Raw genomic sequence first — 23,888 nt, forward strand, 5'->3', positions numbered from 1 at the left:
ATACGACAGCATTCTAACGACTGCTTTTCCGGATAGTGACCTCGATAAGCTAGAGCCGATTGACAAGGAGCAAATCTATACCGCTGTTGTTTACTATGATCCAGAATTAAAGCCATTAAGCGCCAGTGATCTTAGTCAATTACAACAGCAGCCACCGGTCGTCTTTACTAGTCAGCAACACCAAGCCGGTTTAAATTACCTGTTAGGCAAAATTGAATTAAAAGATATTCAGGACCATCGGCTACAACGGGTCTTAAAACATGATGGCACCCGGCAACTGTTTATCGGCGAATGTGGCCAAGATCCTAAGTTGGATCACCAACAAATTGAAATGGTGCAAGCCCATTTGAAACAACAGGCAACCCGGTTTGACCAATATAAGCAAGCTCAAGTTAAGAACTATCAGGCCATTAATTACCACCCAACTAGCCCGAAAAATTACCTGATGAATATTTTGGACGAAGCCTTAATAACCATTTTATATGCGAAAAATACGGACTATCTAAGAAAGCAGCAACTACGTGGACTAAAAGAGACCGAGTGGGAAATGACGAAAAAGCAACGGCAACACCAAACTCGAAACCGGCATGAAGATGGGGGCATGCATTTGTAACCTAAATGTAAAAAAAAAAATGGTGTAAGTTACACCTTTTAGTGCTAAACTATGACTAAATTAAGAAAGGAGAACTTACATGTGACAGGCAATCAGGAATGGTACAGCCTAACGCAAGCTAATCATAAGCTGGGGCGTGGCCGAAATTATGTCAGCAACTGGATCAAACGACATCCAGAGTTCCCTGATCAATTTTTGCTTGGTTCAGGTACCAATAAATTAATATCTGATGAAGGGATAGAGTGGGTTAAAAACCACATAAAAAAAGAGGGCGTCCTCGTAAGCAGTGAAGTTGCTAACGGGGATCAGCACCTAGAAATACGCCTTCTAGGTGTCACCCTCCTAATAATCCATTTTACCGGGCGGGTTAGGGGAAAGCTAGTTGTTTAATATTTCTAACCCAACAAACAACATAAGGAGGTGATCCAATGAAAGTAGAAAGCTGGCAAGGCATTAGTGGCAAGCTACTTCATGATGAGCAAAAGGCGATTGTGGTTGATGATGACCAAGCACTGACTGATCAAAAACAACTACAAGAGATTTTGAGACAAGATGGACAACCGATTGATGAAGTTCGGCAAGCAATGATTAAGAAGACCGTTAAACGCCAGTTAAAGACTGAACCATTAAAACTTAGCGGCTGGTTTAATCGCCATCAAGACAGTCAAAATGCTAAAAAGGCCGAAAAATTGGTAAGTGATAAACCCACCCATCAATATAAGCAAATTAAAAACGAAATGACCTTTTTTGGTGAGAGTTTCCTGGAAGGCTTCTTAGGTTTCTATGGTTTGAAAGTTGATAACGCCTTAGGCCGTTACGAACATAATTTGCATGTCTTAGAGACCCAAGAGCTAGGTCAGGCAGAAAAAGAGTATTACTTAGCCACGAGCGAAAATGGCCGAGTTAAATTAGCCACCGACCCATTACCAAGCCAGCAAATTGCCGAGGAGCAATTGGACAAATTCTATCAGCGAGAACCCGAGCAAACGCGAGCAGAACCGACTCAATTACGTTCACAGGAAGACGGAAAGGAGGAATAATATGAAATTTAGCAAAGTAAAAGCGTTAGCAACCACTGGAGCTACTGCGATTTATTTAGGGCTGATGAACGCCCAGGTTGTTTTGGCGGCGGACGGCGGCGAAGTTAAAAGCAAGTTAACTCAAGCTGGTAAGACGATTCAAGGTATTTTAACTGGCTTGGTCGTTTTAGTTGGGATTTGTGTCGCGCTATTTATTATTATCAAAAGAATGCCTGACGCAGACGATCCACGAGAGAAATCAGAGGTTTATCACGCGGTTGGTCGGGTGGCTGGTTTAGTGGCCCTAGCGGCAGCGATTATCTGGCTATTACCTTGGGTATACAGCTTATTCACTTAATTTAAAAAGGAGCCTGCCAAAATGAAGAAAGGAAAAGAATTTATCTTTCCAGAGAACGTAGATAAAGATTATGGGATCTGGAAAGACTACACCTTGAAGGATTTTGGCTATGCGGCGCTGGCAGGACTAGTGGGCTTAATTTTTATTGCGATCCCACCCTATGGCCTGATCTTAGTCCTGATAAAAATAGTGATTGTTGTCTTAGCCATGACGATTGTCATGGCTATTTTAACAATTAGGCCAGTTGCGGCGCGGAAGAATATTAAAGTGCGGGATAACTTTAAGTTGAAACGCCGCTATGCCAATGGTCAGAAACTGTTTTATTTAAAACCGAAGAAGCGAGGTGAACTAAATGCGTTTGAAGAAGAACAAAACCGCCAATAAATCAGCCAGGCTAGATTGGGATTACCAACAGCCCAAAATCAATGGTGGCAAAGAAACCATTGATGACATGAGCTTGGTGGTGGGTATGTATGGCAATTACGAAGTTACCAAAACGGGTAATCTCGTTGGCATTTTGGAAGTTAGTGGGATCAATCTGGATCTACTTAATGAAACCGAACAGCAAGACGTCTTTGAGGACTATGGTGCGTTTCTGATGAGTACCTTGGGTGAAGGCGTTGATGACACGTTACAGTTCTTAGAACCGACGATTCCCGTCAATATGACGGCTTATCTCAATGGTCTCAAGCGTCGGTATCTTGCGTTACAAAAAGATCACCCGGAGCAACAGTTCAAAATCCAGCTCATAGCCAGTTACTTGGATCACTTTACTAAAGTCCAAGAATCCAAAAATATGACAACTAAGCAACATCTGCTAATCGTTAAGGTGCCGATTAAGGACAAAAGCGTTAAAAGCTTAAGCTTAGCCGTCACCCACTTAGACGAGAAGATCGAACAGGTTAAGCGGGATATTGAAAATGCGTTAACAGACTTTGATGTGACGGCCAAAGTGTTGACTAGTCAAGAAGTCCAAGAGATTTTAAAGAACTTAATCAATTTCAATGGATAGGAGGCAACAGTATGAGTTTTGGTGATAAGGTCATTGATTTGTTCATGCCAACCAAGAAAGAAAGTCAGCAAAATAGTGAACCAGCAGTTAACAAGCATAAACCGGAGGTTGAAGACTTTACCAAGCTGATTGATCGCGATAGCTTGCATTCACTATTCCCGTTTAGCTGGGAACAGTACCCCACCTACGTCCAGTCGGGGGAGAATTTTATTCGGGTGTTAGCGATTGCTGACTATCCCAAGCGGGTGTATGGCAACTGGCTATCAGAGTTAAAACGCAAAAAAGGCGTTATCGATATTGTGCAATATATCGACAGCGCCAGTAACAATTCAATGATTACCTATTACAAGAAGACGATTCAAAATAAGGAAGCGCAGAAGTTAAATACGTTCGACCCGTATAAAAAGAAGATTCTGCAAAATTATATTGATTCGGCCAATATGCAACTAGATAAATACCTTGATAATTCTACCACATTTGTCTATCAACATATGCTGGTTTATCTGCGGGCCAACAGTTTAGCAGAACTAGACGACTTAACCGAAAACGTTAAGAATACGTTGATTAAGCTACAGATGAAACCGCTAGTACCCGTTAAAGCAACCTTTCAAGCATTTTGGTCAACCATGCCAATTAACGAGAACCTCATGGGGGATTACACGTACAAAGAAAGTAATACCGAAGTTGCCAGCAGCATGTTTCCCTTTGACGACGCGGAAATTTTGGACTTGAAGCCTAGAAGCGATATTGAAGGGGTTAACAAAGATACCAACAGCTTAATTGCCGTGGATATGTTGGATCGCAACAAGACCCTGAACCAGAATATGGTTGTTATTGGTACTTCCGGTGTGGGTAAAACAACCTACATGATCCAGAAGATTCTAAGATATGCCATTCAAGACTATCAACTCTACATTATTGATCCAGAAAACGAATATACCAAGATTGTCGAAGCCCTGGGTGGGGCAGTCTTGCACTTAACTTCTAATGCGAAGTACAAAATTAACCCGCTACAAATTTTTTCCGAAGAAATCTTAAGCGCCGATGAAGCGGTCACAAACCTTGATTTATTAGTCAAAGATAAAATCCAGCGATTAAAGGGATTCTTTGAAGTCCTTAAAACCGGGATTACCCAAGTTGAGCTGGCAATCCTTGATGATGTCGTTAAACAAGCTTACGTCAACAGTGGCGTTTTGAAATACAGCCGCTTGAAAGAAATTAAAGACGATCAGTGGCCAACCCTATCCAATGTTTATGACGAGTTGGAAAAACTAGCTGATAAAGACGCCGACAAATTTAATCGGGTTAAAGATTTTTACTATATTTTAGGCAGTTATACCCATGGCTCTAACAGCCTATTTGACGGCCACACCAACGTTAACTTAAAGGGGAAGATCATTTCCTTTGATCTAAAACCGCTACAAAGTGAACAGGAAGTCCAATCAGCCGCCTATCTGAACACCTTTCAATATTTGTGGGACGAAATTACCAAAGATCGGCATAGCCGCAAGAAATTGTTTGTTGATGAATTTCACTTTTTGACTTTGCATAAAGCGGCCGCCACCTTTTTCCACCAAGCATACAAGCGGTTTAGAAAGTACAATGCCGGAGCCATTGCCGGAACGCAGCAAATTCAAGATGTGATCGAAGGAACAACAGATACTGGGCAAAACATTGGGGAAGCCATTATTGGGAACTCCTATACCAAAGTGTTCTTTGGCCTTGATGGCAAAGGCGTTGATGACGTCATTACTAAGTTGCGTATGACGTTCTCAGATAAAGAAAAGAAGCTACTAGAACGTCGTAGACAAGGCGAAGCCCTGATGATCTATGGCAGCCAACGTGCCTTTATGAAAGTCGAGTTGACCGAAGAAGAATTGCGGTTAATTGATCCCGAAGCTTACCAGGAAAAATATAACCGTGAGACCGCCAACCAACCGGATTATCAAAAGCGCGTGGTGTTGACGCCAAGTGAAATTGACGCTTTGACCACCACCGAGGAGGAAGGAGGGGCTTTAAATGAGTAAATCAAATCAGTTATTGAATATCGAGGTTGGGACGTTCAGGCGGCAAGGAAACAAGTTAATCCTTGAACTCAATCACAATCAGTTTCGATATGACCAGTTGAGTGAGCTAAACGAATTAAAGCAAGCTGATGCCAATTTCTTGCAGTTGGTTAACGTGGTTGAGCAAGACCAAAAGGTCGTTTTAACTTATACCTTGCCAGATAAGGTCAGATCATTAAAGGAATTACCACATGAGAATAAGGCAATCCGGGCGGCCATTGCGAAAGAAATCATGGCGCAAAATGTGGTTGCTGATAGCCAGTATCATATTGCGTTAAATCCAGCTAATCTGTGGTATTACCCCATGCAACATGTTTGGTACGCCTATCGCGCCAATGAACTCATGCCTTATGATGACAAACATAGCAATTTAGCCAAATACAAAGCGCTGATTCTATTTTGCTTGACGGGGACGCCCTATGAACGGCTACTAAGCAATCCTAAAGAAGCCCTAGCTAAACACCCTGATGACTATTTACAACAAGTAGCTAAAGCTACGTCGTTAAATGAGTTAACGGAAGTGGTTAACGGCATTGAGGACTTTGTGAGTTATCACGAATGGCAGGAAGTTGAAACGGCCCAGCAGAAAACCAAACAACGTTTATGGTTGAGCGTGGCCGGAGTGGCGATTGTGGCCGTTTTGGCCGTCGGCTTAGTCCATAAAAGTGACGAAAGAAAGTATCAAAGCTTAGCTAACCAGAACCAAGCCCAGGTCACGCGATTAAAATATAGCGGCCAAATTCAAACTGCTTTAAATGATCGGAAGTGGTCGGAAGCGCAAAAAGATATGCAACGGGCCGGCTACCCTGCAACTAAGCAAGTCAATGTCTTTTTAAAGCATGGTCAGTACCAGCAAGCCTTAAAGGTTGATCCAAGTCAGTTGAACAAGGTTGTTAACACGGCTTATGCCAACAAAGATAGTAGCCAAGTGGCTGATTGGCAGTTGCCAACTAAGGCGACAAGCAAGCAAAAAGACCAATTGGCGCTGGAAAAAGCCATCGTTAACTACGACACCAATACGCTCAATAACCAATTATCCTTTACGACGAACGGTGATGTTTTATTGAGAATGGGGCAAGCTTTCCTCGCCCATAACGATACGCAAGACGCCCAGACCGTCCAAACCAAATTAGCCGGCGTGAACAGTCCTAAAGCTAAGTATTTAAAAGCCCTGTTAAGTCTCAATTCCGCTAAGAACGAAGTTAACGACGCGCAAAAGAAGTTAGATGACGCCAACAAGATTGATGGCAGTAAAGATAAGGACAAAGACAAGAAGGTGGATTCAGCCAAGTCGGACTTAAAGAATGCGCAGAGTGACCAATCAGCAGCGCAAAAACAAGTCGATCAGGCCAAGCACAAAGTGGGTGATTAAATGCAGGTATTGTCGTTTGAATATAAGAAAAAGAAGTGGAAGTTGATTGCTTATATTGTGGGCGGCGCCATTCTGCTAATCATCTTGCTGATCGCCGCAATTACTGGTCAGCTACAAGAAAACAGTTGTGATAACTCAACCACCACAGAGACGCAATTGGATAGTAAGAGCATGACAGAAAATGCCAAAAATATCTATGCGCACTGGAAACAGAAGTATGGCGCCACCCCACAAGCGGCCGCCGGGATCTTAGGGGTCTTACAACTAGAAAGTCGCCTTGATCCCAATTCGGTTAATTCAAGCTCCGGGGCCACGGGCTTAGCCCAGTGGTTAGGCGGTCGAAAGGATAAGCTGGAAGACTTAGCCCACAAGGAAAACAAACCAGCGACCAATCTCGGGGTACAGTTGGATTATCTCGACCAAGAATTGAACAGTAGTTACTATGCGTCAAACAAGCAGATCTTTAAATATACGGACGTGCACAAAGCGACGAAAGCCTGGCTAATGGATTATGAGGGTATGAGTAAGAACCCGGAACAATGGTATCTAAGCCAAAGATACGGATATGCCGATCACTGGTATTCCGTGTTGGGTGCGAGTGATCCAGTGGCCGGAAACACCTTAGACAATGCGAGTTCCGGAGATCTGACCGAACTAGGTTGTGATAGTGACCCAAGCTATTCCGGCGGTAGTATCGTCAAAAATGCGGAAAGTATGAAAGGCGATTTCTACTATGTTCAAACCCACCCTAGCCCTGATTTAGGTAGCGATTTAAAGAATCCTAACAAAACCGGTGGAACCGATTGTTCAGGCTTTGTCTGGTTAGCCCTGAATAAGGCTGGTTACAAGGTACCGGCCAATATGGGCTGGTTTACCGGCACGATGGCTAGTGACGCCAAAGGTAGCCATCAATACTTGAAACAAATCAGTGAAAATGACGCGAAAGCCGGTGATATTGTGATTGTTAATCAAGGCGCCGGGGCCGGCAACAACGGGCATACCGCCATTCTGCTAGGCAAATGGCAAGGTAAAGCCACCAAGATCATTGAGCAAGGTGGTGTCGGCGACAAGGTTAACGAAAGCAAATTTGGCACCGCTTTTTATAGCTTATTGAACGGTAGCGATGTGACGTTAGCTCGGCCAATAAAGAAGTAAGGAGGACGAGTAAATGAAACGCAGCATGGTTTTAAGTATTGCGATTGGTAGTTTGATCTTAATCATGTCATTAGGGGCGAATGCCTATCAACATAGCCAAGTTAAGCAGGCGCAACAACAGATCAGTCGCTTACAACAACAGAAGCGCCAAGTTAGCCGGCAATTGACTAAAGTTAATCAACAAAAGCAGTTATTGAGCACCCAAATTGACAGTTATAAGACCTACCAAAATAATAAAGACAAAAGTCAGGCTGAATTGAGCTTTAATACGGTGGTCACCAAGTTCTTTGACGTCATGAATAACTTTAAGCCCAAGACCTACGGTCAGCGTAAAGATGGCGTTAAAGACTTGATTTCCGACAAGTTGTACCAGCAATACTTTTCAAATAAGGGCACATATGGTGATAGCAATAGTGTTTCAGCTAAGTTAAATCAACTGAACCTGTATACGCAAAGCAAGCAGGGGCAAAGCATGAAAGGTTTGGCGGTTGTTAGCTACCAAAGTAAGAGTGGCGACAACGACTGGCAGAAGGCAACGGTACTTTATCAGGTGACTTTCGATACCACCACGGATCGAATCACTGCAGTACAAAATTTAGGCAGCAGTTTTAAAGCCAGTGACCTTAATTAAGCGGGTTGGTAAAGCCCTAGCGGTAATCGTGGTGGTTTTAGCCGTTGGCGGGTTTGCCAGTCATCAATATGTCAACCACGTAGAAAAGCAGCGACCAATCGTGACTTTAGCTAAGCACCCTAAAAAAGTGTTGTTCTTCTATCGCGATGATTGCCCGGATTGCCAAGCTATTTTTCACCGAATCTATTGGCACAACGCAATCAGTCACAACATCGTCTTGATTAACATGAATCAACCGCAGAATCGGCATTACATTCAAAAATATCAATTAACGTCAGTCCCAACCTTGATCCATGGCAAGCAACGGTACACCGGCACTAACCAAAAAAGGATTAAACAGATAGTAGGTGATTAGATGAAAGACAAATTATTAAACAGCATTAAAGCTAGTTGGCCGTATTTACTAACACTAATCATTGGCTTGTATTTAGCGGAGATTTTAGCTGGCTCTGTCATGGCCTTGTCGCGCTATAAACTAACTTTTGCGGATCATATGCCAACGGTGTTAAAAAAATTAGCTTTACACCCCTGGCATTATTACAACTTGTATTTGGGCCAAAAGAACCCAGTACTAATTATTGTCAGTGTCGCCGTGATCCTATACACCATCTATTTTGCCTTGAAACGAAATAGCAAACATAAAGCGTGGGAAACTGCGGACACTGAAACCCACGGGAGTGCGACCTGGGGTGATCTAAAAGAGTTGAGTGACCATTACTTTAGTATCACTGCTAAAGACCTCACCACAGCATTTAACAGGAGCACCACAACAGAAATATTAGAGGCATTAACAAAACAAGAAACACAATCCAAGACAGGCAAGTGAAAGGAAGTAAGAAGCATGAACAGACCAGATTTATTAGTACGAATAGTTACGATCATCACGTTGTTAATTGCGATAGTTTTGTTCCTATTTCAGAGAGGGAGCACACTAACTTTTGTATTTACAATGATCACAGTCATTTTATCTTTCATTTATCAGTTAATCATAATACAGATGAAAAAGAAGTAAATCAGAAAAGTCATCTAAAGCTAACCGCATTGGAGGTAAACGCATGAATGGGACAATTTTAGGAATCGTGGATAAACAAATTGTTTACCAGAATAATAGTACCAAACCCAACCGGAACATTTTTGTGGTCGGGGGCCCGGGGTCATATAAGACCCAGTCAGTCGTCATTACCAACCTGTTTAACGAAACGGAGAACAGCATTGTGGTAACTGACCCGAAAGGTGAATTATACGAAAAGACGGCCGGTATCAAACTAGCCCAGGGTTATCAAGTGCATGTCGTCAACTTCGCGAACATGGCGCACAGTGATCGCTACAACCCTTTTGATTATATTCAGCGCGATATTCAAGCCGAAACCGTTGCGACCAAGATCGTGCAAAGCGAAAATGCCGAAGGTAAGAAAGACGTGTGGTTCAGTACCCAACGACAACTTTTAAAAGCGTTGATCCTGTTTGTGATGAACCACCGTGCGCCCGACCAAAGGAATTTGGCCGGTGTAACGCAAGTCTTACAAGAAAACGATGTGGAGGCCGAGGAAAAGGGCGCAGATAGTCCGTTAGACACCTTGTTTCTTGAGCTAACTATGACTGATCCAGCAAGACGCGCTTATGAGTTAGGGTTCAAAAAGGCCAAGGGGGAAATGAAAGCCAGCATTATTGAAAGCCTGTTGGCGACCATTTCGAAGTTCGTCGATCAAGAAGTGGCCGACTTTACCAGCTTTTCGGATTTTGATTTAAAAGAGATTGGCAATGACAAAGTGGTGCTATACGTGATTATCCCCGTCATGGATAACACTTATGAAAGCTTCATCAATCTGTTTTTCTCACAATTGTTTGATGAATTATACAAATTAGCCGCCGATCATCACGCTAAATTGCCCCACCAAGTTGACTTTATCCTTGATGAATTTGTCAATTTAGGGAAGTTTCCTAAGTACGAAGAATTTCTAGCGACGTGCCGGGGGTACGGTATTGGCGTGACGACCATTTGTCAGACCTTAACCCAGCTACAAGCCTTGTATGGCAAGGATAAGGCCGAAAGTATCTTAGGTAATCACGCGGTTAAAATTTGCTTAAATGCCGCTAATGATGTGACCGCTAAATACTTTAGTGATCTGTTAGGTAAATCGACCGTAAAAGTTGAAACCGGTAGTGAGAGTACCAGTCACAGCAAGGAAGAAAGCCACAGCAAGAGCGATAGTTACAGCTATACGAGCCGTTCGCTCATGACACCCGATGAAATCATGCGTATGCCCGAAGATCAGAGCTTATTAATTTTTAGTAATGCGCGGCCGGTCAAAGCTACAAAAGCGTTCCAATTTAAACTATTTCCAGGGGCTGATCATTTAGTTAACTTGTCACAAAACGAGTATCAAGGCCAACCAGAAGCCAGCCAGGAAACCAACTTTAAGAATAAGGTAGATAAGTGGAATCAGACAGTTAAAGCACAGCACCAGGTCAAAAAAGCTGATCAGACAACTGATGATGAAGAAGAAAATCTACAGGATAGCATGGATCAAGACTTAAAAGTAAGGCACAAAAAGATGTTGGGTTAATGATTAAAAAGGAGGCTAAAATATGAAAAGTCTTTATTTCCACCCAGTTTTGGCAAGTGTCTTAGGCGATAAAATTTCGGGTGCTATTAATGAATGGCTTAAAGGCGTTTTTAGTGGGGCCATGAATGGTATAACATCATGGTGCAGAGCTATTTTCGATCAAATTGGTCAACATGAAACCGTCCTAGATCAATGGTATGCAATCTTTCTTACTTTTGCGACGTCCCTAGTGGTCGTTGTTGTATTGGGAAGAATTGTAGGAACTTTGCTAAAAGAGGCCGATGAAAGTACTGATGTTACTTGGGCTAATATTGTGATGGACAGTCTTAAATCAGCTGCCGCAATTCCGGTCATGGTCTTTTTACAAGGATTTTTACTGAAAGCAATCGTGTTTCCGCTCGGTAAATTTATGTTTTCAATGAATAGTAAATATACGGCTTCAATGATTACCGGTTCAAAAAATATTGGTGGAACATTGGCGATAGGATCGGTTATGTCACTGATATTATTAGGATTCTTTGCGATAGTGACCGTGTTCTTCTTCTTCAAAATGTGTATCTTTATGGCTGATATAGCCTGGTTCTATCTAACAATCCCGTTTGCGGCCATCAGTATCGCAACCGAGACTTGGGATTATAGTGGCACTTGGTGGAAGAAGTTAATTTACCTAAACGCTTCTATGCTCTCACAAGTGTTATCCATGACCCTATGTGTTTGGGGAGTTACCCATTGGGTTAGCAACGGAATTGGAGCTTTTGCTTTATCGATTGGTATGGGTTGGCTAGTATTGCATACACCGAAAGCTGTCGAGGACTTTTGGAGTTCGACTGGTGCTACTAAAGGCGGTTTAGCAGGGGCTATGAGAATGTTAAAAAATAGAATAAAGCATTAGGCCAAAAGGGGGGGTTATTTAAATGAAGTGGCGAGAAAAAATAAAAATGAAGTGGCGAGTTGATTCGCATGTCAATGTTTTTAAAGGAGCTCCACTTGACCACTTAATCTTCTACTATCTGTATCGATCACTAGAATGGTTCGTCATCGTTATGGGAGGTTTGCTAGTTCTATATGAAGTTTTAGCTTGCCTGTGGCTTGAAGTAATCGTTTTGCTAGTGGGTGGCAGTGGCCTAGTCATGATTCTAAGAAGCGGAGCTAAAAGTGAACATAAAGCTTACAAAGATTGCTTAAAGGAACGTCAACAGGCTTATGAGCAGGTCAAACAAGAGGACATGCAAGCACTTAGAAAACAAGCCTGGTTGGATAGTGCGAACCAAGGCAAAGAAGAATTAGAACAGAAACTGAATCGTAAGGAGTGAACGAACATGACCACTGTTATCTTAGCTGAAAAACCCAGTCAAGCCCGTTCATACGTAGAAGCATTTCAACAGCATACAAAAAAACAGGGTTACTATACGGTTAGTGACCCTGTTTTGCCCCAAAATACTGTAATCACGTATGGATTCGGCCATTTGGTCGAATTAGCAACACCAGAAAAATACGATCAAAAGTACAAGCAATGGGCGCTATCTAATTTACCGATTTTCCCCGATAAATACAAGTTTATCGTGCCAACCGATAAGAAAACGCAGTTTAAAGTCGTCAAAGATTTACTAACGAAAGCAGATACAGTGATTGTTGCCACAGATAGCGACCGAGAAGGGTCAAATATCGCGTGGTCGATCATGAACCAAGCGCAGATTGATGTTAAGTCGAAAACGATTAAGCGCCTTTGGTTGAATAGCCTAGAAAAAGACGCGATTATTACCGGCTTTAAAAATCTTGGTGATTGGCACAAAGACTATCTGGCTTATAAAGAAGCCCAAACCCGTCAAATTAGTGACTGGTTAATTGGTATGAATGGTAGTCCCTTATATACTTTGTTATTAAGACAAAATGGGGTACGCGGGGTGTATTCGATTGGTCGAGTACAGACGCCAACCTTATATATGGTCTATCAAAGAGACCAGGCAATCAAAAACTTTAAGCCGGAACCCTATTTTGAACTAAATGCGGAAATTGTAGCCAATCAGCAAAAATTCGTCGCAAAATTAGACCCCTATCAGCGGTTTAAAGATGAAACAGGGCTAATGACATTCATGCAAGCTAAACACGTTCAGAAAGGCTCACAGGACGGTTTAATCAAGGACGTGCAAAAGCAGGCTAAAAAGAGTGCCAGTCCCCAACTATTCTCGCTATCCAGTCTGCAAAGTGCGATGAATAAACGGTATCATGCCAGTGCCAGCCAAACCTTAGCGGCCATTCAGAGTTTATACGAAGCTAAATTCCTTAGCTATCCCCGAACCGATTGTGCTTATATCACTAATGAAGAATTTGATTATTTAGTGGCTAATCTGACGAAGTATCTGGGGTTAGTCTCTACGCAAGTCGCTTTAACCAATACCACACCAAACCAGCGTTATGTCAATGGGAAAAAAGTTGAAGAACACTACGCCATTATCATGACTAAAGTCGTCCCGACGAAAGATCAATTAGCTGCCTTACCTAAATTACAGCAACAGGTCTATGATTTGGTTTTAAGAACGACGTTAGCGATGTTTGCTGATCCGTATGAGTACGAGGAAACCACCATTATCACCCAAGTTGGTGACGCCAATTTTAAAGCGACGGGTAAGGTCCCAACTAAGCAAGGTTGGCAAGCTTTATTTGATGATCACAAAGCCGACCAGCAAGTGGCAGCCAACCTCCCGCTCGTTCACCGAGGCGATCAGGTTAAAGCAAATCTGCAAACACCGCAAAAAGAAACGACCCCACCAGTACCGTTTACCGAAGGGACATTAATCACAGCCATGAAGACGGCCGGTAAAACGCTTGATGATGAAGAAGCCCAGGCGATTCTCAAAGACGTGCAAGGTATTGGGACAAGTGCAACCCGGGCAAATGTGCTGGAAGTGTTAAAGAAGCGCGGCTATCTCGTCACTGAAAAGAACAAGTTACACGTCAGTGAAGCAGGGATTACTTTATGTAAAGCGGTCGAACTCGAACCCTTGCTAACTAGCCCAGAAATGACGGCTAAATGGGAGCAAGCGTTACAACAAATCAGTACCGAAGAACGCACCCCGGATAACTTTTTGAACCAAATCAAAAAGTTCGTGGCAAAGTTGATTGCTGATGTTCCCACGCAATTGACTGGCAGTGCAGCCATTAAGCAACAAATCGATCACCAACAGCAAGCGCAAAAAGCCGCCGAAGTCTTCTTAGAAACACCGCAAGCGACCGTTTTAAATAAACAGAAGTTTTACATTGTGAAGCCTAAGCAAGGCGAAGACTTTACCTTACCCAAGAAATGGAGCAGTAAGACCCTCGGTAAGACCGCAATTAAAGCGTTGGTCACCAAAGGGGAAACCAGCAAATTAAAGGGTTTCAAGAGTAAAAAAGGAAAGTCGTTTGACGCCAAGTTAAAACTTGACGGTCATAAATTAAGTTTTGACTTTGATTAGACCTTACCTACCGCCCTTCACGTTGTTCCGGTTGGTGAACCCGTTATTTAGGTTTACTTTTCAAAAACCAAAAAGTGAACCTAACCAACGGGTGAGATTAGCAAAGCAAAGGAGATCATAAAATGGATAATAAATTAGCAGTCATTGGGAGTGAATTACCAGTTTTGCAGGCTAAAGGAACCTACAAGTATCTAAAAGAAATCACTGGTAACGGCGCTTATTACCAAGTGGCCTGGCAAAAATTAGCCGATGGCTACGTTGCCCTTTATGGCACGACCTCAATTCAAACAAAAGTGGCTCCCATACTGAATGATATTTTTGAAGATGAGGAGGGGTAACTTATGCCAAATAAAGCAGATGTTAAGGCTTGGAAAGCACAATTAGTCGCCCAGGCTGAACAACAAATCCTAAAATTAACCGATAGTGACCGATTTAAACAGTATCTTAATACCCTGGCTAAATTTCATCATTATAGCGCCAGAAACATTGATTTGATTTATGCGCAAAATCCGCAAGCCACTCAAGTCGCGGGCTTTAAGCAATGGCAGACGGCTTTTAACCGCACCGTCAACCGGGGCGCAAAAGCGATTCGGATTGCGGCCCCGATTATTAAGAAGTTAACACCAGCCGAGAAAAAGCGTCTTGATACCACCGATGAGCGCGCCATTGTCGGTTATCGCTATCTACCCGTCTTTGATGTGGCACAAACTAGCGGTGAACCAGTGTTAAGTGCTAAAGACTTTGTCAAAGAAAATTTGGCCGATCATCAGAATGTGACAAGCTTATATAACGCGTTCAAAGATTATTTAAACCAGCAAACCGACCTTAAAGTCAGTGAAGTGCCTTTAGCGACGCTAAATGGGGCTAAGGGGTATTTTCAACCCAGCACTAATGAAATCGTCATTGGTGGCGATGAGCCCGACAATGCTTTGAAACTAAAGACGTTATACCACGAATATGCGCATAGCCAGCTACACGGCTTAAAATCAGCCTTTAAAGATCGGCCACGAGCCTATCAGGAAACCCAAGCCGAAGCGGTTGCGTATGTTGCCATGCAAAATATTGGCGTTGATACCAGCAACTACTCACTCGGTTACGTGGCCACCTGGGCTAAAGATAAAGCCGTGATCCATAGTGCTTTAAGTGAGATCCAGCAAGTGAGCAACAAAGTGATTGAGCTTAGCGACGGGTTAACCAAACAATTAGGCTTACAAGAAGCCAAAAAAGAGCCTGAGCATGATCTAAAAAAGCTATCAGCCCATGATCTTAATAAGTCCTACCAAAGCTTGCAACAACAAATTCAACAAGCAACTAGTCCACAACAGAAAGCACAATTTAAAAACCAGTTAAACGATGTGCACCAAGAAATCAGTGAGCGAACTCAAAAACAACTGCAAGCATTTGTTGAACAAAACCCCAAAATAAAGAAACCAGAAGTAACGAACAATTTACAGGTAAGAAGGTGAGAGAATCATAAATAACCAGTTATTTGAATCAACTAAAGAAGAATTAGGCTACCGCCCTAAACAGTTAATTGACTTGAATCAATATCTCCTTGTAACCATTAATACAGCTAAAGCGATGATTGATAATACAACTAAATCCCAGTTTATTTATTTAAATCACTTTATTAAATGTGATACAACTAGAGATGTTCAGCAAATATTTGACGAAATACAGGGAAAGTTTGGAAATATAAATTTTTCTCAACGCCATAACCCTAAGTACCTATATCTATGTTCTTTAGTAGCTAATTTCCCACTGATGCAACTTTCAGTTGAAAATCAGAGGTTAATTAAAAATTTTATTTATGTTGATGATTATTTTTTATATGAAATATGAAAAGAAAATGAAGTATTAAATAAAGCGTTAAGAAAAGACGGAGAAGCTATAAAAGTCTAGCTCTCCGTCTTTTTATATGCCATATTGTGAATTTCTTGTAGTGGGATAAAACGATCAGAATCAATCACAATATCATTGGCATTGTAGCCATGGATCAAGGTAATTATATCCGGCAAATGACGGTTGTTTTGGTTAATCATTTTTAGTTGAAGAGGCACACTGGTTGTAGTCGTGGGACGTATACGTCATTCAATTGCTGGTTCTGTTGGTTTAAAGCTGCAGTATGGTCGGACAAATAGTACCCCTGTAATGTCATCAATCCACTTTTTTTATTAGAAAACTGGTGAAATAGATTTAGAAGCCTCACCATATTCTCCCGCCTCAACATTCAGTTCAAAGGGAATATCAAAAGCATTCCCAGATAATAAAGCGGTTCCATGAGGGAGGCTAGGTAATCTTGAAACTAAAGCATTCGTCGCTGATGGTACATTTGCCAGAATATATTTTAAATCTAGGGAGTTTTGAATTCTATGAATAAAAAAGGCACCTGTTTGTGAGAGAACAACTTTTGATAATTCACTTGGAATTTGACTGATAATGCCAATATAAACGTTGAATTTTCGACCTTCTCGCGCAATACGTTCAAAAATAGAAGACTCTGCTCCCTGAGATTGATGCACATAGCGGTGTGCTTCATCAAGATATAAGTAATTAAAGGGAATCCTATTTCTATGTTGATTGCTAAAATGAAGACTATTTTCAAACACTGACCTAGCTAAATAATTTGAAACTAGTCTTAACGCGTCGTCGTCCAAACCAGTAAGATCTACAATCCAAAATTTTGACCTCTTTAAATCTTGATGATTTAAAGAAATCGCGTCGCCATTCATACGATTAAGGATACCTTTAGGACCGCCATACCGAGAATCTAAATTCCGAAAACGGCTCATCATAGTCTCTGTATTTATCCTTGCCCGACGATCCCCTTGAACTTCCTCTTCGCCAAAAGTAATCTCAAAAGATTCTTTGAGGTCAGTTAATGAAATGTCATCTTTATAAAAACTCTTTTCCGCAAGAACATCATCGATAGTAGCAAAGGACGTATCATCTAACACTTGATCCAGTTTTTTCATTAAAGATTCTTGATTTTCAATTTCCGTAAAATTCTGAATCCATTTATTTAGAGTGGCTTTATCATTTGGATATATTTTTTCGTACCATTTAGTCACAGCCCTTTTAAGAGTTACAAATGACTCTTGTGTTGTATCTGCTACTGCCATTTTCGCTAAAATAGCATAAATGAATCGCTGACCTGAGAGATTACAATGTGCAATCTGGATTGCCCGTCTAAGAACTGGTTTCTGTGATTTTTCACTGGGCAAGAGTGCTGATTCCCAGTCGTCAACAGTAAGTTTTCCAAGAGGTAAGTGCATTTTATTCATATAAAGATGCTTTGCAAAACCTAAATTAGAATAATCACCATGAACATCAAAAACAATGAATCTAGCTGAACGTTTAAGGTGCTTTTTAACAGAATTTATTCTATCAAGCAATACTCTAAGCGTGGTTGATTTCCCAGAACCAGTATTTCCTAAAATTGCTATATGTGACGTTAAAATTTTGCTTAGATTCAATTCGGGCTTCACTTTGGGATAATTGTTAATAGGTCCCAAGCTTATTAGGTGATCTCCAATCTGAGAAAACAGAGAACTTAGAACTTTTTCATCAGCTCCGTATATTGGCATTCCCACCATTGGGGAACGCAATACACCTGGTTTGAACTTAGAATCCACTACAGTTCCCATGGGCTCTGCTGTAAATATCATTCTGTTAATAGTGTCTAAAGAATTAGGTGAAAGATTACCATCGTAACCCTGATTGCGAATCTTGCTTACCCTAAAAATTACTGTAATATTCCAAGAAATATTACAATATACAAAATCGTTGACCCCTCGTATAGATTGAACTATTCCATCATGAAGACGGTCAGAAATGTCGTTTGGTTTAACCGAAAACTCAATATATGAGGGTGAGGTCAACTCCACTTCACCTATGGCCCAGTTATTCACCTTCAATACCTTCTTTCTGATTATCTGTCGAAATTTCGAAAGGATCCTGAAAAGCTAAAAGCGATACTAAAGTCGAAAAGTAGAATGCGTCCTTTCTATTTGAACCATTTGTAATAAAGGTAGCTTTAGTATTTCCACTGACTTCATTCATAAAAGTGCTGACACTTGGTAGGGTATCATCAACAAAGGCAATTAAAGAAAAATCTGATCTTCCAAGAGCCTGAATTATTAAATCACTAATATGTTGGTCGCCAAAACTAAATCCATTAATAATCAGCAGTGAATCCGGTTTTAATAGTTCTACAGATAATTCCCTAAACAGATCAGAATATGGCGATCCTTGACTATCAGCATACTTTGACGAGGTTGGTGCAATGACACTTGCTTCATTGTTCTCCCAGTCAGCTACTTTAATAATGGAATTTGACTTGTTACACCAATTCAGAGAACCATGTAACTTATAAACTCGGAAGAAGGGTCTGACAATTGACCATTTATCTCTAAATCGATGTGCGACATCTACTGGTCTTCTACTATACTCTGATATATTGAAGATAGGTCGTATCTTTGGTTGGAAACCGTCCGTATATGAGTAATCTAAGCGATCAAGTGCAGTTTCTAAAAATAAATCATAATTAGTTGTAAAAAGGTTAACCGTGTCAAACTGATCATTTGCAATTTCACGCAATTTTGCTACACGCCGAATAAAATTTTCGTACCATTGAAGATTATCACTTAGAGATTCTGTTCCTTTACTGGAGAGATTTTCAAGCCCCTGCCTCATTCCTATTTTAATAGAATTAATCAAGGAGTCGGTTAGATCTGTTTTGATTTTTCTTTCGATATCCAGTTCATCTTCAGAGAGACCATTTATCCGATTTCCTAGCCATGAAAGAAACGTTTCGATATTATTTTCAGCACCTGCCGTTTTTATAGTACAGTACTTAGAGAATAGAGCTTCAAATTCAGCAGGGGCTTCTTTTTTGTATTGGCTAAATGTATTTCCCATGGTCGGAATCACCGGTATAGATGAACCAGAACCAATCAGAAAATTTATGTGTACATTAGCAGCCATTTGAGGCTGAATATATTGTTTTAACTCGTCGAATTCAACTTCCCTAAAATGATTGCCCAACCCACCCTGAACAATTTTAAAACTTGATTTATCTTGCTCACTCACAAAAAACATCCTCTCTTTTTGACGCAACGAACTTTGATCACTACATCAACATCTTAAAATTAACGAATATTTATCGCCTAATAAAAATTAATTAAGATTCTCCGTATAGGCGTACTGAAGTAAGTCGTTATACTTAATACGAAACCCAGTCCCATGATCATGAGTTTTCCCAAGATTTTTCCCAGAGTGGTAAACACCTAATCGTAAATCTACAATCAATTTTTGATCTTCTAAGGCTGCTAACAATTGTTCCAAAGAAAGCGCGTAGATGATTTTAATATTGTCGTAAGAATAGTATTTGATTTTATTGTAGACTTTAGTAGAAGAATTGATGACAGCTAAAGTTTTCAATTTGTTGTTAAGGGATTTTTTTAAAATATCATAGGACCATTCAGCAATGAAGTCATCTTTTATTAACTCTTTAGAGTGCGTATAAACACGTAATATTAATGATTCTCTTTCCGGATCATTAACAATCATAAAGTAGCGATTTGATTTTGCATTAAACTGCATTTTTGAAGTTACAGAAGTATGTAAAATTTTTTGGTCACTATTGATATCCTTGTATCCGTAACGCTCTCTTAACAAAGTATTTACTCCCCTTGGAACATTGGGAGATTTAGTAAACAAAGTTATGTAGCTATTTTCTGCTTGATCGTGCGCTTTAAGTTCAATTTGATGGAAATCTGGTAAAGGCAAGTTATCCTCTTTTTTTCCCAAAAGATCTTCAAATGTTTTACCAATACCAGTTGGCCCATTTCTATGGCTTTTGTACCAAACCTTTCCATCTCCAAAATCGAATTCAGTTGGTTGAGAATTAATAGTATTTAGCTTTTCTTGGAGTAAATAGACATTGCTTTCCATATTTTATATTACCTCTTTTGATTGATATTTTTTGATAAACTCTTCATAGTCTGTTTGGGTTGCGTATCTTCTTACTTTTTTAAAAGACGAAAAATCATTAAGCGGTGGAGTTAGTTGACCCAATTCAACATTAAATAACTTTGATAACTTCCATAAATGGAAAACATTATAATGTGCGCTAAAACGATTAGAATTTACATGTTTGATAAATGTCTCGGAAACGCCTAGGTAACTAGCCACTTGTTCATGGGTTATTCCTTTTTTCTGCTCAAGTAAGCTAACACTTTCACTTATAAAATTGTTGAAATCTTTTAAATCTTGCAAAACATCTTTACCTCTTTCCTATTTACTAGTACAATAATAAGTGTATTTTAATGGGCGAAAGTGTATCTATAAGTACACTTTCGCCCATAGAAAGAATGGGGCTTAAATTTGGCAGCTACTGACATAAAAATAATCAATGAGCTTAAAAAACAAATTGAATCTAAAACCGATTTCCTAGATTTTAAATCCGAGAACACGAATTATGCGACTCATAATTACCATGACTACCCAGCAACTATGATTCCTCAATTACCAAAACTTTTTATAGAGTCAGTTAAAAAATTTCAAAATATAAGCTCTATCTATGACCCATTTGTTGGTTCTGGAACCACATTAGTCGAATCAAGACTACATGGAATTGACTCAGTTGGTGTGGACCTTAATCCATTAGCCATTTTAATGGCTAATGTAAAAACTACCCTAATAGATAATCAATTACTTGAAAGCGAAAAAACAAACCTATTTCTAAACATTAAAAAAGAAAAATCACTTTTTTTAGAGGGAAAAAGTGAACTCAATCTTCCAAATTTTAAAAATATTAATTATTGGTTCAAAAATTATGTAATCATTGATTTACAAATTATCAAAAATCAGATTTTAAAAATTAAAGATAATGAAATAAAGAACTTTTTCTTAGTGGCATTTAGTGTTACTACTCGGTTTGTCTCAAATACACGCAATAATGAATTTAAAATGTATCGCATTAGCCCTGACAAATTAGGTGATTGGCACCCTGATGTTTTTGAGAAGTTTAAAATGATTACTGAACGAAATATAAAATATAATCGTAATTCTCCTAATATGTCTGGAAATGTAAAAACAATTTGGGGCTCTTCTGCTCATACTCCAGAGATCAAAAATAATTCTTTTGATATGTTAATTACATCTCCACCATATGGTGACTCAAAAACAACAGTTGCGTACGGTCAATTTTCGAGGACTAGTTTACAATGGTTAGATCTCAATGAATTACCTGCAAATATAGTTCCAAAACTAGATAGTACTTTACTTGGTGGAAAGTTGAAAACTAAAGAGTTAATTCAAACGAAATCCCCAAAATTGAACCAGCTACTATTAGAGATAGCAGCCATCGACCCTAAACGTGCATTAGAAGTATCTCAGTTTTATCAGGATCTCTTTTCCACTTTAAAAGAAATAAAACGAGTTATGAAGCCTAATTCATACCAGTTTTGGGTTACTGCTAACAGAACTGTAAAGGGCATTAATTTAACAACAAATGATATTATAACGGAGCTTTATGATAGTTTAGGTGTCAAAAAAATAGCCCAATTTGATAGAAACATACCCAATAAAAGGATGCCTTCAAAAAATAGCCCAACTAACGTTAAAGGAAAAGTCGTATCTACTATGACAAAAGAAAATATAGTCATTTATAAAACACTATGATATATAACAGTGATATATTGTTCAGTATTCAACCCAGATATATAAAAATGATCTTGGACGGAAGAAAAACATTAGAATACAGAAATAAATATTGGAAAGTTTCTTACCCTAATTGGTTTTATGTTTATGAAAGTAAACCCATCTCAAAACTAAAATATGTTCTATTCCTAGATCACCCATATAAAATGGGTGAAGTAATACCCTATACTTCTTATGGGACAGACAGTTTTAATAATTGCAGTATGCATAGAAACTATGCTTATCCGATCAAAGAAATATTTGAGATCAATCCCCCTATAGATTTAGCAACTCTTAGAACAATCGGAATTACTCCGCCACAAAATTATTTATATGTAAGTAAAAACCAACAACTGGTTGATTTATTAACAAATAGAGATTTTTCTTACTTTGAACAATTAAACTTATTTAACAACTTTTAATAAGTCTAAGATCTTGATAATTTAGAAAGCCATTGATAATGAATCAAGAAAGGCCACTAGGGTATGCCCTAATGGCCTTTTTTATTTCCGTGCTATACTAGGAATTACAGATGTTCATTAGAACTGTCCAAATAAACCTATCAGACAGGTCTTTTGGTGATATGCAAAAAAGGAGTGAGAATAGATATGACAGTGCGTCCTAAATTTAATAAAAGTATGACCAGTGAAACATTTTCTAGCTTTTATTGGTATAAAGGGGAATTACAAAACATTTGTAGCCAATATGGATTACCAAGATACGGTACTAAAGCGGAACTGGTTAAATATATTATTGCATTTTTAAATGGTGAGCCCGCTACAGAAATAAAGCCCCTCAGAAAACCGAGTAGAAGAGTGGCCTCACAGCTAACGGCCGATAGCATTACATTAGACACCAAGTTACTTGATTCTGGCTTTTCGCTTAACCAAGCAGCTAGAACTTTCTTTGCTAATTATTTTGGAGTTGAACACTTTACCTTTCGTAAAATAATGGGGATAAAAATGAGAGAGGTTGAAAAGAATGAGGATGTAAATGCGACTGTAGCTGACTTGGTTAAAATTTTAAGGGAACCTCAAATGATTTCCCTTGATAATGATGAAGAACAAACATACCAATGGAACAGTTTTGTGCAAGCATTCAGAAGTGATTCAATTTCAAAAAAGTACTATGAGCCAATGAAAGTAGCGGCAATTATTTGGAAAATAATCAAAGCTTCAGATCAGCCTAAAATATATACAAGAACATTACTCATTGAAAATGCCGAGTTAATAAAGGACTTTCTCAAATAAGTGAAACATCTTTAAATAAGGGCTTTTGGGGGTAGATAAAAATGGCTAAAATTGGTTATGCTCGTGTGAGTTCCAAAGAGCAACATTTAGATCGACAGCTAGCGGCCTTAAAAGGCGTTGATAAATTATTTACGGATAAATTAAGTGGGGCTAACACCAATCGACCTGAACTGCAAAAACTGCTGGCTTATATCCGCGAGGGTGATATTGTCCTGGTCACTGAACTAGATCGCTTGGGCCGAAACAACCAGGATTTAACTCAGATCATGAACACCATTCAAAGTAAGGGGGCCACCCTAGATGTGTTGAATTTGCCGTCTATGACGGGGATTGCTGACCAAAACTTACGTCAACTCATGACCAACCTCATCATTGAACTATATAAGTATCAAGCCGAAAGTGAGCGTAAGCGGATTATTGAGCGGCAGCAACAAGGCATTGCCCTGGCTAAACAACAAGGCAAATATCATGGTCGGAAACCTCAATATGCCAAAGATGATCCCCGCTTGCAACATGCTTTTAAGCTTTATCAGGCAGGCATGAGTGACATAGACGTTGCTCGGAATACCGGGATCAAGCGGACAACTTTTATTCGATATCGTAAAAAGCTTAATATCAAGAGATAGGACACTTAGCTAGTGTATACTAATCATTCATGAATATAAATCATATGTACCATTTGCAAA

25 protein-coding genes and 2 pseudogenes are annotated in these 23,888 nt (G+C 39.8%); 22 read left to right on the forward strand and 5 right to left on the reverse strand.

What is annotated here, in order from left to right:
- The 18 genes and pseudogenes from EKM69_RS09680 to EKM69_RS09770 all read left to right on the forward strand — a co-directional run.
- A pseudogene (locus EKM69_RS09680) lies at nucleotides 1-613 on the forward strand (MobQ family relaxase); the annotation flags it as partial.
- 51 nt (nucleotides 614-664) lie between these two features.
- The gene (locus EKM69_RS09685; protein WP_011222043.1) at nucleotides 665-1,003 is read left to right on the forward strand and encodes a hypothetical protein; all 339 of its coding nucleotides are present in this window, start codon (nucleotides 665-667) and stop codon (nucleotides 1,001-1,003) included.
- 38 nt (nucleotides 1,004-1,041) lie between these two features.
- The gene (locus tag EKM69_RS09690; RefSeq protein ID WP_125710549.1) at nucleotides 1,042-1,653 is read left to right on the forward strand and encodes a hypothetical protein; all 612 of its coding nucleotides are present in this window, start codon (nucleotides 1,042-1,044) and stop codon (nucleotides 1,651-1,653) included.
- Between the two features lies 1 nt (nucleotide 1,654).
- Nucleotides 1,655-1,990 carry a CagC family type IV secretion system protein gene (locus EKM69_RS09695; protein ID WP_015474618.1) on the forward strand — a complete coding sequence of 112 codons (336 nt, stop codon included), beginning with the start codon at nucleotides 1,655-1,657 and terminating at the stop codon, nucleotides 1,988-1,990.
- A gap of 21 nt (nucleotides 1,991-2,011) precedes the next feature.
- On the forward strand, nucleotides 2,012-2,374 hold the full coding sequence (locus tag EKM69_RS09700; protein WP_014216295.1) for a hypothetical protein: 363 nt from the start codon (nucleotides 2,012-2,014) through the stop codon (nucleotides 2,372-2,374).
- Nucleotides 2,343-3,002 carry a TrsD/TraD family conjugative transfer protein gene (trsD, locus tag EKM69_RS09705; protein WP_125710551.1) on the forward strand — a complete coding sequence of 220 codons (660 nt, stop codon included), beginning with the start codon at nucleotides 2,343-2,345 and terminating at the stop codon, nucleotides 3,000-3,002. Before EKM69_RS09700 ends, trsD begins: the two co-directional genes overlap by 32 nt.
- A gap of 11 nt (nucleotides 3,003-3,013) precedes the next feature.
- A complete protein-coding gene (locus EKM69_RS09710; RefSeq protein WP_125710553.1) occupies nucleotides 3,014-5,029 on the forward strand; it encodes a VirB4 family type IV secretion system protein in 2,016 nt (671 codons plus the stop codon).
- On the forward strand, nucleotides 5,022-6,440 hold the full coding sequence (locus EKM69_RS09715; protein ID WP_125710555.1) for a type VII secretion protein EssB/YukC: 1,419 nt from the start codon (nucleotides 5,022-5,024) through the stop codon (nucleotides 6,438-6,440). Before EKM69_RS09710 ends, EKM69_RS09715 begins: the two co-directional genes overlap by 8 nt.
- Entirely contained in the window at nucleotides 6,441-7,595 is a 1,155-nt protein-coding gene (locus EKM69_RS09720; protein ID WP_125710558.1) for a phage tail tip lysozyme, read from the forward strand.
- 13 nt (nucleotides 7,596-7,608) lie between these two features.
- Nucleotides 7,609-8,226 (forward strand): hypothetical protein, encoded by a 618-nt coding sequence (locus EKM69_RS09725; RefSeq protein WP_125710560.1) that lies wholly within the window; start codon nucleotides 7,609-7,611, stop codon nucleotides 8,224-8,226.
- Nucleotides 8,213-8,581 carry a thioredoxin family protein gene (locus EKM69_RS09730; protein WP_125710563.1) on the forward strand — a complete coding sequence of 123 codons (369 nt, stop codon included), beginning with the start codon at nucleotides 8,213-8,215 and terminating at the stop codon, nucleotides 8,579-8,581. The genes EKM69_RS09725 and EKM69_RS09730 overlap by 14 nt, the downstream gene beginning before the upstream one ends.
- Nucleotides 8,582-9,052, forward strand: coding sequence for a conjugal transfer protein (locus EKM69_RS09735; RefSeq protein ID WP_125710565.1), 471 nt, complete (start codon nucleotides 8,582-8,584; stop codon nucleotides 9,050-9,052).
- 229 nt (nucleotides 9,053-9,281) lie between these two features.
- Entirely contained in the window at nucleotides 9,282-10,793 is a 1,512-nt protein-coding gene (locus EKM69_RS09745) for a VirD4-like conjugal transfer protein, CD1115 family (RefSeq protein WP_125591050.1), read from the forward strand.
- A gap of 22 nt (nucleotides 10,794-10,815) precedes the next feature.
- Entirely contained in the window at nucleotides 10,816-11,685 is an 870-nt protein-coding gene (locus tag EKM69_RS09750) for a conjugal transfer protein TrbL family protein (protein ID WP_062688611.1), read from the forward strand.
- Nucleotides 11,686-11,707: 22 nt separating this feature from the next.
- Nucleotides 11,708-12,106 carry a hypothetical protein gene (locus EKM69_RS09755; RefSeq protein ID WP_125710569.1) on the forward strand — a complete coding sequence of 133 codons (399 nt, stop codon included), beginning with the start codon at nucleotides 11,708-11,710 and terminating at the stop codon, nucleotides 12,104-12,106.
- A 6-nt stretch (nucleotides 12,107-12,112) separates the two neighbouring features.
- A complete protein-coding gene (gene topB, locus EKM69_RS09760) occupies nucleotides 12,113-14,248 on the forward strand; it encodes a type IA DNA topoisomerase (protein WP_125710571.1) in 2,136 nt (711 codons plus the stop codon).
- A 122-nt stretch (nucleotides 14,249-14,370) separates the two neighbouring features.
- Entirely contained in the window at nucleotides 14,371-14,586 is a 216-nt protein-coding gene (locus tag EKM69_RS09765; RefSeq protein WP_125710573.1) for a hypothetical protein, read from the forward strand.
- Nucleotides 14,587-14,589: 3 nt separating this feature from the next.
- On the forward strand, nucleotides 14,590-15,714 hold the full coding sequence (locus tag EKM69_RS09770; RefSeq protein WP_125710575.1) for an ArdC-like ssDNA-binding domain-containing protein: 1,125 nt from the start codon (nucleotides 14,590-14,592) through the stop codon (nucleotides 15,712-15,714).
- A 432-nt stretch (nucleotides 15,715-16,146) separates the two neighbouring features.
- Here EKM69_RS09770 and EKM69_RS12540 read toward each other — a convergent pair.
- The 5 genes and pseudogenes from EKM69_RS12540 to EKM69_RS09795 form a co-directional block, all read right to left on the reverse strand.
- A pseudogene (locus EKM69_RS12540) lies at nucleotides 16,147-16,460 on the reverse strand (DNA-directed RNA polymerase subunit beta).
- The gene (locus EKM69_RS09780) at nucleotides 16,423-18,159 is read right to left on the reverse strand and encodes an ATP-binding protein (RefSeq protein WP_125710579.1); all 1,737 of its coding nucleotides are present in this window, start codon (nucleotides 18,157-18,159) and stop codon (nucleotides 16,423-16,425) included. Before EKM69_RS09780 ends, EKM69_RS12540 begins: the two are co-directional and overlap by 38 nt.
- On the reverse strand, nucleotides 18,152-19,339 hold the full coding sequence (locus EKM69_RS09785) for an SIR2 family protein (RefSeq protein WP_164505920.1): 1,188 nt from the start codon (nucleotides 19,337-19,339) through the stop codon (nucleotides 18,152-18,154). Before EKM69_RS09785 ends, EKM69_RS09780 begins: the two co-directional genes overlap by 8 nt.
- 87 nt (nucleotides 19,340-19,426) lie before the next feature.
- A complete protein-coding gene (locus EKM69_RS09790; RefSeq protein WP_048698648.1) occupies nucleotides 19,427-20,203 on the reverse strand; it encodes an MvaI/BcnI family restriction endonuclease in 777 nt (258 codons plus the stop codon).
- A gap of 3 nt (nucleotides 20,204-20,206) precedes the next feature.
- Complete coding sequence (locus EKM69_RS09795) at nucleotides 20,207-20,527, reverse strand: helix-turn-helix domain-containing protein (RefSeq protein ID WP_041501669.1); 321 nt, start codon at nucleotides 20,525-20,527, stop codon at nucleotides 20,207-20,209.
- Nucleotides 20,528-20,635: 108 nt separating this feature from the next.
- Between EKM69_RS09795 and EKM69_RS09800 the strand changes: the two genes are divergently transcribed.
- The 4 genes from EKM69_RS09800 to EKM69_RS09815 all read left to right on the forward strand — a co-directional run bounded on the left by EKM69_RS09800 (nucleotide 20,636) and on the right by EKM69_RS09815 (nucleotide 23,828).
- Nucleotides 20,636-21,934 (forward strand): TRM11 family methyltransferase, encoded by a 1,299-nt coding sequence (locus tag EKM69_RS09800; RefSeq protein WP_048698650.1) that lies wholly within the window; start codon nucleotides 20,636-20,638, stop codon nucleotides 21,932-21,934.
- Between the two features lie 185 nt (nucleotides 21,935-22,119).
- Complete coding sequence (locus tag EKM69_RS09805; RefSeq protein WP_164505921.1) at nucleotides 22,120-22,374, forward strand: hypothetical protein; 255 nt, start codon at nucleotides 22,120-22,122, stop codon at nucleotides 22,372-22,374.
- A 186-nt stretch (nucleotides 22,375-22,560) separates the two neighbouring features.
- Complete coding sequence (locus tag EKM69_RS09810; RefSeq protein WP_125710585.1) at nucleotides 22,561-23,202, forward strand: SAP domain-containing protein; 642 nt, start codon at nucleotides 22,561-22,563, stop codon at nucleotides 23,200-23,202.
- 41 nt (nucleotides 23,203-23,243) lie between these two features.
- Nucleotides 23,244-23,828, forward strand: coding sequence for a recombinase family protein (locus EKM69_RS09815; protein WP_125710587.1), 585 nt, complete (start codon nucleotides 23,244-23,246; stop codon nucleotides 23,826-23,828).
- The last annotated feature ends 60 nt before the right edge of the window (nucleotides 23,829-23,888 follow it).

The organism is Companilactobacillus zhongbaensis, assembly GCF_003946515.1.
GTDB lineage: Bacteria > Bacillota > Bacilli > Lactobacillales > Lactobacillaceae > Companilactobacillus > Companilactobacillus zhongbaensis.